Source organism: Siccirubricoccus soli (assembly GCF_024178315.1).
GTDB lineage: Bacteria > Pseudomonadota > Alphaproteobacteria > Acetobacterales > Acetobacteraceae > Siccirubricoccus > Siccirubricoccus soli.
In genome coordinates this window covers 52,062-63,959 of record NZ_JAMZIK010000048.1, presented here as the reverse complement: position 1 = coordinate 63,959, position 11,898 = coordinate 52,062, and the positions used below count along the sequence as shown (strand labels likewise).

The window sequence follows — 11,898 nt, the reverse complement described above, 5'->3', positions numbered from 1 at the left end:
GCCTGGTGATCGTGCAGCGCGCCATGGTCCGACGGCGCCCAGTTCCAGCACCCGCCTGGTGGCGGCGCGCCCGATCCGCTGGCGGAAGGGCACGAGCTCCCGGTGCCGTATGGCGAGCGCGAGCGGGCGGGGCAGGACGAAGCGTTCGTAGATGCCCATGCGACCTCGGCACATCAGGTCAGCGGCCCGAGGGCAGGTGCTTCGCAAGCACCGCAACGCCGAGCACCAGCCGCATGGCGCCGAGGAGCCACACCAGCCCCATGCCCACGCCATCGCAGCGCGGTATGTGTCCGGGCGCGGCCGGTTGGCGGTTGCGCCCGTCGGCAGGCGGTCACCGGGCTGCCTCCCTTTCGAGGCGGCTCTGGCGCTCCTGCACGCCACGTTCGCGCTCCGACCAGGTGCTCTTGATGAACGCGAGGGTCGCGCGGATCTCGGTGTCCGAGAGCACGCCCCCGAAGCCCGGCATGTCGGTCTCGTAGTCGCCGCCGACGACGGCGGACGTGCCGTCCCGGGTGATCCGGAACAGCATCCCGTCCGCATGGTGCCAGGTGTGCCCCGAGGCATCGTGCGGGGGCGCGGGCAGCCTCCCGTCGGGCCTGCGGGACCGCCAGTTCGGCTGGCCCTCGAGATTGGCGCCGTGGCACCCCGCGCACCACTCGCCGTAGAGGCGGCGGCCAAGGGCGACCTGCACCGGGTCGTCGGCATCGATCGCGGCCGGTACCGGGTCCGGCCAACCGTAACCCGAGAGCAGCGCCACACCGCCTGCCGCCGCTGCGAAGAGCATGGCGGCGGCGAGCAGCACAGGTCGCCGCCATCGTCCCTGGCCCCATCTTGTCACGGCTTGCTCCCCCATAGGTACTTCACGAGCGCCGCGACGCCGAGCACCGGCAGCACGACGACGAGGAGCCACACGAGTCCCATGCCCCCCATCATCCAGGCCATGCCATCCATCATTCCTTGCATCGTGGCCTGCCCCCTATCCACGCAGGACATCGCACGACCCGAGCGCGGCCCCGCCCGTGGGCGGGCCGTGCGAAATCCTCGCCATCGTCATACTCCTTCAGCTCCCTCCCGCCCGAGTGACGCGGGCGTGGTGCGGCGTCTGCGGGGTGGGTTCGGCTGCCCACGGCTCCGTCCGGGCTTCGCCCGCGTGGCACGACCCGCCCGACCTTCCGGTCATGCACAGCCCCAGGGCGCACATCGCGGCGCAGGGAGCCAGGGCGACCAGGATCGGGGCCACGCCGATAGCGGTGAGCCAGGTCCACTGCCAGGCCAGGCCCGCCGCCACGACGGCGAGCCCGAGCACGGCCAGTGCGCGCCGCCCGCGCAGCACCGGCGGGAGGCGGTCGCCGAAAGCGCGGAACGCCGAGCGCGCTTCAACGAGGTCCGATTGGGTTGTCATCGGCAGACCCCCTCAGATCGCCATGTAGACGCTGATGCTGCCGTCCTTGGCGACGGCGCGGATCGTGAACGGCTCCTGCTTCCTTCCCCCCATTCCCGGCGAGCCGAGAGGCATGCCCGGCAGGGTGATGGCGCGCAGCGGCGGCCGCTCGGCCAGGAGCCTGCGGATGGCCTCCACGGGGACGTGGCCCCCGACGGCGTAGCCTTCGACAACGGCGATGTGGCAGCCATCCAGCTCCTCGGGGACGCCCGCCTCGCGGCTCATCGTCGCCAGGTCGTGGGTCGGCCGGACGTCGACGGCGAAGCCGTTCCGCCGGAGGTAGGCCGCGTAGTCCTCGCAGCAGCCGCATTGCGGGCTCTTGTGGAGCGTGACCTGCGTGGGCGCCTCCGCCAGCGCAGGCAGCGGGAGGCAAAGGGCCGCCAGCAGGGTGGCGCGGCGGGAGAGTGAGGTCATCATCGGTTTTCCTTTTTGGGTTTCGGGTTTGGGTTTGGTTTCCGGGCTGGGTCAGGCCACCCGCAGCACGCCCATCAGGCCGCTGACCTCGTGGTCCATGACGTGGCAGTGCAGCATCCAGGCGCCCGGGTTGTCGGCCACGAAGGCGACCTCCACGGTCTGGCGCGGCTCGACCAGCACCGTGTCGCCCCATTCCGCCCCGGCCACCGCGGTGCCGTTCCGCATCAGCACCAGGAAGCTGTGGCCGTGCAGGTGCATCGGGTGCCACCACGCGGTCTCGTTGCGGAGCGACAGCACGCAGGTCCGGCGGCGCGCGAGGCTCAGCAGCGGCGGCATGTGCGTGTCCCCCTTGCCGGTCATGGACATGCCGTTGATGGCCCAGGCCGCCCCGCGCATGCCCATCATGCCCATGCCGCCCATCATCCCGCCCTGGAGAACGAGCTCGTGCCGCTCCGCCGTGGCGAGGTCCGGCTGCGGCAGCGGGTTGGGGGGCAGGCGCACCGACGCGTCGAGGGCATGCTCGCGCAGCGGCGCGCCGCGCTCGTAGGCGAGGGCGACGAGCTCGTAGGCGAGGCGGTCGTGGAAGCCGTCGATGACGGCGTGGCGGCTCCCCGGCCTGTCCGCCATGTCCAGGATGAGGTCGGCGCGCATGGCGGGGCCGAGCAGCAGCCGCCCGCCCACGGGCTCGTGCGGCTCGCAGGGCTGTCCGTCGAGGGCGACCACGAGGGGCCGGTGCCCCTCGAACCGCAGCGCCACGATGCGCGCGGTCGCCGCGTTGACGATGCGCAGCCGCACGCGCTCGCCCGCGCGGACCGGCACGTCGTCCGGCACCCGGCCGTTGACGGTGACCGTGTTGCCGAGGCGGCCCGCCATGGCCGCCTCCATGCGGCCGCCGAAGCCCAGGGCGACCTGGGCGTCGCGCGTCAGCCGCCAGTCCTGGATCACCCAGAGCAGCTCGCGGTCGACCCGGGGCGGCTCGGCCTCCTCGACGATGAGCGCACCGGCCAGCCCGCGGCCCTGTTGCACCAGGCTGTTGTCGTGCGGATGGTACCAGAAGGTCCCGGCGTCGGGTGGCGTGAACTCGTAAGTGAAGCGCGCGCCGGGCCGGATGGGCGGCTGGGTGAGCCCCGGCACGCCGTCCATGGCATTGGGCAGGCGGATGCCGTGCCAGTGCACGGTGGTGTCCTCGTCCAGGCGGTTCTCGACGACGGCCCGGAACCGCGCGCCCTGGCGGACCCGCAGCACCGGTCCGGGGACCGAGCCGCCGTAGGCCCACACGGCGGTGGCGGGATGGTCGTCACCGACCATCGATGCGCGGGCAGGTGCTGCGGTCAGCCGCAGGGAAGCGGGCGCGCTCGTGGCGGTCGCGGCATGTCCCCTGGCGGGAAGCGCACCCGCCAGCGCGAGGGCGCCGCCCGCCTTCCAGAATTGCCGCCGGGTAAGCTCCAGCGGTGTGGTGATTGGCATGATCCCTGTCCTCGTCATGCCGACGCAGCCCGCATAAGGGCGGGTGCGCGGCGCGGGCCCGGTGGAGGCCGGACCCATGGAACTCCGGCCGCGGCCCGCGACGGGCGGGCGGCGGTTAGACGAGGGGGAGGGGTCTGGGCGGGAAGGGGTCGGGCGGGAGCGTCCTGCCCCGCTGGCTCGCGGGCGCCCATGCCGCGTACTCGAACGCGACAGCGACGGGCGCGCCCAGGACCGTCGGGGCCGGTAGGCCGACGACGGCACCCGAGCAGGCGAGGGCACTGCACGGCATCATCTTGGTGCCGCCATCACCGCCAGGCACCTTGGCCGGGCAGTCGCCACAGGGCTGTCCGGGGCCTCCGGCCATCATGGCGCCACCGGGCATGGGCATCGCCGACGCGGTCCCCGGCAGCGCCGTCGCCAGCACGAAGGCGAGGGCGGTCAGGACCAGCAGCAGGCGCCGAAGGGCGGGCGTACCCATGGCCCGACGATATGTCCCTCGGCGTCTGCCCTGCAAGGTCATGCCCGCCCGGCCCTCCTCACCGCGACGACACCAGGTCGGCTCCGCGGGCGCGCCGGAGCGCGTCCAGCACCGCCTCGCGGGTCAGGACCTCGGATAGGACGATGCCCCGCGGGACACCCGGGCCGTAGACCGCGTTGAAGGGGATGCCGAAGCGGTCGTTCCTGGCGAGGTAGTCGGAGATCCGGGCATCCGGGCGGGTCCAGTCGGCCCGCATGGCGACGACGCCAGGCTCGGCCAGGGCCGCCGCAACCTCGGGCCGCTTCAGGACCAGGGCGTCGTTGACCTTGCAGTTGGCACACCAGTCCGCGGTCACGTCCACGAAGACCACCTTGCCCTCGGCCACCAGGCGCCGCAGGGCCGCCTCGTCAAAGGGCGCCCAGGCCGTCACCTCGGCGCGCGGCGGAGCCGCCGTGAGCACGACGGGCGCGGTTCCGGCCCCCGCGAGGGCGAGGGCAACCACGGCCGCGGAGGCGGGCGCGCCGATCCGCGGGCGCAGCACCAGCGCCCCGGCCAGTGCCGCCAGCGCGGCGGTCACCGCGCCCGCGGTCTCCCAGGAGGTCTGGGCCGCCAGCACGGTCAGGAGCCAGGCGGCCGTCCCCGCCAGGGCGACGGCCAGCACGCGCCGGAGCGCGATCATCCACCGACCCGGCCTCGGCAGGAGGCGGACGAGGCCGGGAAAGGTGGCGCCCAGGAGGTGTGGCGCGGCGAGCCCCGCCCCCAGGGCGCCGAAGATGGCCAGGATCTCGGCCGGGCCCCGCGCCAGCGCGAAGGCGACCGCCGTGCCGACGAAGGGAGCCGAGCACGGCGTCGCCAGCACCGTGGTGAACGCCCCGGCGGCGAAGCTGCCGACCAGACCGTCCCCGCCCGCGCGGCCCATCGCGGTCGTCAAGCGCGACGGCAGCGGGATCTCGAGCAGCCCGGCGAGGCTCGCCGCGAAGACGGCGAGGGCGGCCGCCATCCCCACGAGGAAAATCGGCTGCTGGAACTGCATGCCCCAGCCGACGGCGAGCCCGGCGGCCTTGAGCCCGGCCAGCGCGCCGCCGAGGGCGAGCATGGAGGCGACGACGCCCGCCGCCGTGGCCAGGAAGCCGAGGCGGACCTGGCGCCGCGCCTGCCCCTGCTGCCGCAGCGCGGCCATCAGCTTGAGGCTGAGCACCGGCAGGACGCAGGGCATCAGGTTGAGGACCAGGCCGCCGAGCAGCGCCAGGCCCAGGAACGGCAGCAGGCCGCCCCACGCCGTTCGCGCGGCGCCCGCCGCGACCGTGCCCCGGATCTCCGCCGCCCGCGGCCCGTCCAGCACGGTCACGGTGACGCCGCTGCCCGGCATGCCGACCGCGTCCGGCCCGGAGGTGACGGGCAGCCGCGCCGTCGCGGTCCCGCGGTCGAGGGCGAAGGAGACCTCCGGCCTGCCGAAGGTCCACCTGTCGCTCTCGACGATGACGTCCGGTGCCGAGAGCGGCTGCCTGGAGGAGAGCCTGACCTCCAGGGCGGCCGGGTTCCCGGGGACGGCGGCGACGCCGTCCACCGCGAGCCCGGACCGCGAGCCGTCGTCCGGCACCTGGGCGTCGTGGCGGGCGATGAGGTTGGCCGCCTCCGGGTCCCCCGCGGCTGTGCCCGCAGGCAGGTCGAGCGAGAGCTCCAAGCTCTTGGGGACGCAGACGGTGCTGCACACGAGGATGTCGAGCCTGCCCCGGAGCGCGACCGGCTCGCCCGGCCGCTCGGGGCGGACGGTCAGCGGGAAGACGACCTCGTCGAGGTAGCCGAAGGTCTCGAGGCCGAACAGCGTGAACCGGGTGGGCGCGGGCCAGCGCCAGTCCACCGAGGCGACGTTCGCCGAGCCGGACCAGTCCACCGTGGGCGCCGCCCCGGCGTCCCCGGGCGACCGCCAGTAGGTGTCCCAGCCGTCAGCCATGGAGACCTGGAGCCCCGCACGGATTTCCCTGTCGGATCCGGCGGCGTCGGTCGCCGCGAGCAGGCGGGCGCGCATGGTCTCCCCGGACGCCCACGGGCCACTCGCCGCCCGCGGCGCCGTGGCGGGCCACGCCAGGACGAAGGCGACGAGCGCCGCGGCGAGCAGGCGCACGCGGCCCGGCAGAGCTTCCGAGATGGTCACCAAGCAGGGCCAGGCGGCCTTTGGAGACACGCCAGCCATGCGCGCCACTCCTCCGATGCTCATGGGGTCCCCTACTCTGACCGCGGGTTCCAGCCGCGCAGCAGGAGCGCGTTCGTGACCACGCTGACGCTGCTCAACGCCATCGCCGCGCCCGCGACCACCGGGCTGAGCAGGCCGAGCGCCGCCAGCGGGATGCCGACGAGGTTGTAGACGAAGGCCCAGAAGAGCCCCTGCCGGATCTTGCGGTAGGTCCGTCGCGACACGTCGATGGCGCCCGCGACCAGCGCCGGGTCGCCGCGCATCAGGGTCACGCCCGCCGTGTGCATGGCGACGTCGGTGCCGGTCGCCATGGCGATGCCGACGTCGGCCGCGGCGAGCGCGGGCGCGTCGTTGACGCCGTCGCCGACCATGGCGACCACCTTGCCCTCGCCGCGCAGCCTGGCGACCGTCTCGGCCTTGCCCTCGGGCAGCACCTCCGCGACCACCCTGTCGATGCCCAGCGATCCAGCGGCGGCAGCCGCGGCGCCGCGGCCGTCGCCGGTCAGCATGACCGTCTCGATGCCCTGGCGGTGCAGCCGGTCGATGGCGGCCCTGGCCGACTCCTTGACGGCGTCGCCGAAGGCAACAAGGCCGAGGATTCGGTGGCTCGGCGCCGTCTCCGCCAGCCAGGACACGGTCCGCCCCGACGCCTCGAGATCCCTGGCCACCGGGGCGAGCGCGTCCCCGGCCAGCCCGTTCTCCTCGAGCAGGCGCCGGTTGCCGAGCAGGAGCGAGCGCCCCTCGACCTCGCCCGAGACGCCCCGCCCGGCGAGGGAGCGGAAGTCCTTGGCCGATCCCTGCGGGATGCCCTCGGCCTCGGCCCGGTGCCGGACGGCGGCCGCCAGCGGGTGTTCGCTCCCCGCCTGGAGCGCGGCGGCCAGGCGGAGGACCTCCGCCGCTTCCCCATAGGCGGGGGCGACGTCGGTCACCTCGGGGCGCCCCTCGGTCAGGGTGCCGGTCTTGTCGAAGGCGACCGTGGTGACCGCGTGCGCCCGCTCCAATGCCTCGGCGTCCTTGATGAGGATGCCGTGCCGGGCCGCGGCGCCGGTGCCGACCATGATGGCGGTCGGCGTCGCCAAGCCCAGGGCGCAGGGGCAGGCGATGACCATGACCGCCACCGCGTTCAGGATGGCCGCCGTCGCGTCGCCGGTGACCGCCCACCAGCCGACGAAGGTGACGAGCGCGATGCCGAGCACGACCGGGACAAAGACCGCGCTGACGCGGTCCACCAGGCGCTGGATCGGCGCCTTGGACGCCTGGGCACCCTCGACCAGCCGCACGATCCTGGCCAGCGTGGTCTCCGCGCCGATGGCGGTGGTCTCGACGACCAGCAACCCATCCGCGTTGATGGCGCCGCCGGTCACCTTGGCGCCGGGCGCCTTCTCCACGGGCAGGCTCTCGCCGGTCAGCATGGACTCGTCGACGCTGCCGCCACCCTCCACCACGCGCCCGTCCACCGGGATGCGCTCGCCCGGGCGGACCACGACAACGTCGCCGACCCGGACCTCGGCGAGCGGCACCTCGATTTCGGTGCCGCCCCTGCGCAGGCGCGCCTTGTCGGGCCGGAGATCCATGAGGGCGCGGATGGCCGAGGCCGTCTGTCCCTTCGCGCGCGCCTCCAGCCACTTGCCGAGCAGGACGAAGGTGATGATGAGCGCCGAGGACTCGAAGTAGAGCGCGGGCGCGTGATCCCCGTGCGCCGTCAGCAACTCATAGACGCTGAGGCCCCAGGCGGCTGTCGTGCCCAGGGCGACCAGCAGGTCCATGTTGCCGCTGAGGGACCGCGCGGCCTTCCACCCGGACACGTAGAACCGCCAGCCCAGCCAGAACTGCACGGGCGTCGCCAGGGCGAACTCGACCCAGCCGGGCAGCATCCACCCGCCTTCGAACAGGTGCCCCGCCATGCTCAGCAGGAGCGGCGCCGAGAGTGCGGCCGCGGCCACGAGGCGGAACAGGTCGCGGCGGCTCCGGGCCGCCGCCGCATCGGTCTCCTCCGCCGGGGAGACCGCCTGCTCCACCGGACTGGCCTCGTAGCCCGCGTTCTGAACGGCGGCGACGAGCTGATCGGCTGTGACGGCGCCTCGGGCAGCGGTGACGCGGGCCCGCTCCATGGCCAGGTTCACCTCGGCCCCGACGACACCCGGCACCAGCTTCAGGGCGCGCTCCACGCGGCTCACGCAGGAGGCGCAGGTCATGCCCTGGACGCTCAGGTCGAACTCGGCCGCGGGAACCGCGTATCCCGCCTCCTCCACGGCCCTGGCCACCGCCGCCGTGTCCGGCGCACCGATGAAGGCGACCCGTGCTCGCTCCGTGGCGAGGTTCACCGAGACGCCGGAGACGCCGGGTAGCCGCTTCAGGGCACGCTCGACCCGGCCGACGCAGGAGGCGCAGCTCATCCCTTCGATGCCGATGTCCATCTCGGCACCGCCCCCGGCCTTCGTGGCAGTCCCGGCTTCCGCAGTCAGAGCGTCCATTGCGCCCGTCTCCTAAACTCCAACTGCCGGATCAGATGGGGCTTCCCACAATGGCAAGGTCAAGGGGCGCCGCGCGGGGCGCCGCCCAGCCTTGGCCACGGCGACACGCCCGGGCTGAACACGTGCCGTTTGGTTATCAGTCCTCCCGGTCGCCCTCGTGGACCTGCGCGGCGGCCGAGGCCATCTGCCTGCCACCACAGACTTCCCGAAGGCCCTGATCGGCGCTTGCGCGGTGACCACGAGGAAAGCGGGGACCGCCGGATCTCGCGGGAGAATCCGGCCGGATGCCGTCCGGCGGGCCGGTTCAGTGTGTCAAAGTGTGAATGCTGGGCTGGGGCGCCGCGGCGTGGCGACCGTCGGGAGAGGGGCGGCGCGCCCGTTCCGCGGCCGCTGGCAAAGGGTTCGGCGAGGTCCAGCAGGGGAAGGGCGCTGCCCGACGGGCCGGACGCGCTGAACTGCTGACGACAAAACGACTTGCCCGTCCAGGCGGTGTTCCTCATGCGGCGACCAATTCGGGGTTGCATCACGTGAGGAGCGAGCATGGGGCAGGACGGTCGCCCGGCGGAACCGGCAGGCACCGCGGAGGGGGGCGGCGCTCGGCACGCGGGGCTGACCCGGCTGCGCTTCTTCCTCATCGGCTGGGTGATCCTCTACCACCTCGACCTGCCGCTGCACGTGACCGAGACCTACACCTGGCTCGCGCCGGTGCTGCGCCGCGGCTACCTCGGGGTGGACGGGTTCTTCCTGCTCTCGGGCTTCGCCCTCTGGCTCGGCTACCGGGCGCGGCCGCCAATGGGCCGGGCCGGGATCGGCCAATTCCTGCTGCGGCGCGTGGCCAAGATCTGGCCGCTGCACGCCCTGGCGCTGCTGGCACTGGCGCTGCTGGTGGGTGTGGCGGTCGCGCTGGGCGTGACCATCCGTGACCCGGACCGCTTTGGCCTCCGCGACTTCCTGCTGCAGCTCGCTCTGCTGAACGCCTGGGAGACGACCGAGAGCTTCACCTGGAACTACCCGTCCTGGGCGCTGTCCGTGGAATGGGCGGGCTATCTCGCCTTTCCCTTCGTGCTGCGCGGCCTGCTGCGGCTGCCGAGCGCGGCCGTGGCGCTGGTGGCGACTGGCGGACTGCTCGGCCTCTGGCTGCTGACCCGCTGGGGGCCGACGCCCTCGCTGAACCACACGCTGCATCTCGGGCTGCTGCGCTTCGGCCTGGAGTTCGGCATCGGCCTCTCCCTCGGTCGGCTCGCGACCGAGGGCCGACTGCCCCGTGCCCTGCTCTGGCCAGCCCTGGCCGGGCTTCCGGCTGGGCTGCTGCTCGGGCAGGACGCACTCGCCGCGCTGGGGCTGGCTGCCCTCGTCCCCACGATCTGGCTGGCGAGCCTCGGCCGCCCGGCACCCGCGCGGCCGGATCTGCTCCTGCGGCTCGGTGAGGCGTCCTTCGGCATCTATCTCTGCTGGGTCTTCGTCGAGGCCGCGGTGGTCGGGGCGCTGCGGCTGGTCGACCCGGGCCCGCCCGGGCGGGCCGCGCTGATGGTGGCGGGCTACCTGGCCACACTGCTGGCCGGTTGGCTGGCCTGGCGCTGGGTGGAGATGCCTGCCCAGCGCTGGATCCTGCGGCGACGGGCCGCACCGTCGCCGCTCGGCCTTGCCCGGGCGGCCACGGAACGGTCTGGGGCCTGACCATGACCAGGGCCGGACTCCTTGGCTCACCGCCAGGGGTCACTCAGCCACCGCGAGCGACTTTGACCCCGGTGCCGCTGCCTCGGTGAGCGGCAGGCGCAGTGACAGTCAGGAGGACTGGACCGGCGGCTGCGCGGGGCGAATGCCACATTCTCGCGGTCTCAATGCGCCGCAGGCATCCCGAGCGGGCCGCCGCGCGCAATTGGTTGGTGCCGACGCCCCCTCGTAAGCGGGGCAGCGCGAGTCGGGGGGGCGGCACCTTGTCGTCAGCACTCCCGCCTCCTTGCCGGTGAAGTGACTGAGGCGGCCCTCCCACACGGCAGGGTCATCAGGGTTTACCGAAGGCGCCATCAGCGCCGGGCCAGCGATGGAAGCTGCGGATGGGCATTGTCGCTTGCGGTGGCGCATGCGGAACTCGTCCCGAGTGTGGCGAGGAACCCATGGCGGAATGCGCAGACCCGGTGGGCGATGATGCCGTCGCTGCCGTGACGAGGGAAGACGATCCGGTGGATCGGACGATCCGGAATCTCAGGCTCCTGGCAGGAAGCGGGAACTGGGGTGGAGTCGAAGTTCTCCTGGGCTGGCGGCGGGAACTCCTGGGCGACTGCATCAGGCCGGATGTCGTCGAATTCCTGCGCGAACTGGAACCCAGGCTAGCGGCCGCACGGGCGCGGGCGGCGATCGACGGCTGGGAAAGCCTCAAGGTGATGGATCATCCATTCAACCGCGTCGAGACCAGCCGCATGGTCTGGTGGTGCCCCACCCGAGTTGAGGACTGGGTCTAGGGGGCAGTCCTCCGCTATTCGGTAGCAAGCGCCACTGCGCATCGAGAGGGGCCGTAAGTGGGGGCCGAGGCGGCGGGCGCCCTCAAGGCGCGGATGCCCTGGGGCGGACTCCGGGACGGCGCCCGAGGATCACTTCGGCATCGGGAGGGACTCGTGGCGCTCCGCCACCGTGACGCGCTCGGCGTGCTCGCGGTTCAGCCGTATGCGCCTCGCCTGCTCGACCAGGGCCTCCCACGCCTCGCCGGTGACGAGGTCGAGGTCGGGACTCCACGGATCGGAAGCGAACGGTCCCCAGTGGTGGCCGGGATGCAGGGGCCTGTCGTCCGTGGTGACCTTTTCGCTCACGTGCCGCCGCCGATGTAACTTTCCGCAGCAGAGGTTGACTGCGGATCCTCCAGATCAAGCTCCCCCGACCATCCGGAGCCGATTTCGAGGAAGAGTGCCCTCCCAAGTGGCACCTTCACGCCGATCCCATCGGGGCCGAACAAATCCACGCGGCGTCGTCGAGCGCCGCAAGTTCACGAGAACTCCTCCTGACCAAGCAAGACTCTGCGGATTGCCACCGAGTTCACTCTCCCTCCGATCGCCGAGGCTTGGTATGCCCCCGGCGCATGCTCAACCCTCCCGCGGGCTTCTGATGCCTGGGCGACAGAAGCGGTTGGGCACTCCTCCAAATCTCGGCCAATCGGAAGCGCGCCCCTCGGCCAGTTCCCCGCCATCAGAAGGCGCGGGCGAGGGGACGGTGCAAGGCCCTAGTACGCGCCCCGCGACGACGCGCCCGGCCCGCTGGCGGACGGGCGCAGGCTCCCCATGCTGCATGGCAAGCGCTGGCCTCAGCGGCCGCGCCAGAAGAGGTATTTCAGGAGCGCCGCGATGCCTAGGACCAGGAGGATGATGACGAGGAGCCAAACCAGCCCCATGCCCCACATCATCCCGCCCGTCATGCCGCCGTCGTGCATCATGCCTTG

Annotated in this window: 10 protein-coding genes; 2 read left to right on the top strand and 8 right to left on the bottom strand. The window is 73.0% G+C overall.

The features are described 5' to 3' along the window. Positions 1-331: 331 nt before the first annotated feature. The 6 genes from NJ376_RS08310 to NJ376_RS08285 all read right to left on the bottom strand — a co-directional run bounded on the left by NJ376_RS08310 (position 332) and on the right by NJ376_RS08285 (position 8,468). Positions 332-802 (bottom strand): c-type cytochrome, encoded by a 471-nt coding sequence (locus NJ376_RS08310; RefSeq protein WP_252952774.1) that lies wholly within the window; start codon positions 800-802, stop codon positions 332-334. 258 nt (positions 803-1,060) lie between these two features. Then, a complete protein-coding gene (locus tag NJ376_RS08305) occupies positions 1,061-1,402 on the bottom strand; it encodes a hypothetical protein (protein WP_252952773.1) in 342 nt (113 codons plus the stop codon). Positions 1,403-1,414: 12 nt separating this feature from the next. Beyond that, on the bottom strand, positions 1,415-1,855 hold the full coding sequence (locus tag NJ376_RS08300) for a DUF411 domain-containing protein (protein WP_252952772.1): 441 nt from the start codon (positions 1,853-1,855) through the stop codon (positions 1,415-1,417). 51 nt (positions 1,856-1,906) lie between these two features. Further along, on the bottom strand, positions 1,907-3,322 hold the full coding sequence (locus NJ376_RS08295; protein ID WP_252952771.1) for a multicopper oxidase family protein: 1,416 nt from the start codon (positions 3,320-3,322) through the stop codon (positions 1,907-1,909). Between the two features lie 536 nt (positions 3,323-3,858). Beyond that, positions 3,859-6,018, bottom strand: coding sequence for a protein-disulfide reductase DsbD family protein (locus tag NJ376_RS08290; RefSeq protein ID WP_252952770.1), 2,160 nt, complete (start codon positions 6,016-6,018; stop codon positions 3,859-3,861). A gap of 8 nt (positions 6,019-6,026) precedes the next feature. Next, positions 6,027-8,468, bottom strand: coding sequence for a heavy metal translocating P-type ATPase (locus NJ376_RS08285; protein ID WP_252952769.1), 2,442 nt, complete (start codon positions 8,466-8,468; stop codon positions 6,027-6,029). Positions 8,469-9,008: 540 nt separating this feature from the next. Between NJ376_RS08285 and NJ376_RS08280 the strand changes: the two genes are divergently transcribed. Together NJ376_RS08280 and NJ376_RS08275 are read left to right on the top strand one after the other, a co-directional pair. Beyond that, positions 9,009-10,145, top strand: a complete 1,137-nt coding sequence (locus NJ376_RS08280) for an acyltransferase family protein (RefSeq protein WP_252952768.1) — start codon at positions 9,009-9,011, stop codon at positions 10,143-10,145. A 440-nt stretch (positions 10,146-10,585) separates the two neighbouring features. After that, positions 10,586-10,930 (top strand): hypothetical protein, encoded by a 345-nt coding sequence (locus NJ376_RS08275; RefSeq protein WP_252952767.1) that lies wholly within the window; start codon positions 10,586-10,588, stop codon positions 10,928-10,930. A gap of 129 nt (positions 10,931-11,059) precedes the next feature. Here NJ376_RS08275 and NJ376_RS08270 read toward each other — a convergent pair whose 3' ends face one another. Together NJ376_RS08270 and NJ376_RS28690 are read right to left on the bottom strand one after the other, a co-directional pair. Then, entirely contained in the window at positions 11,060-11,275 is a 216-nt protein-coding gene (locus NJ376_RS08270) for a hypothetical protein (protein WP_252952766.1), read from the bottom strand. 488 nt (positions 11,276-11,763) lie between these two features. Beyond that, complete coding sequence (locus NJ376_RS28690; RefSeq protein ID WP_256476222.1) at positions 11,764-11,892, bottom strand: hypothetical protein; 129 nt, start codon at positions 11,890-11,892, stop codon at positions 11,764-11,766. Between the last annotated feature and the right edge of the window lie 6 nt (positions 11,893-11,898).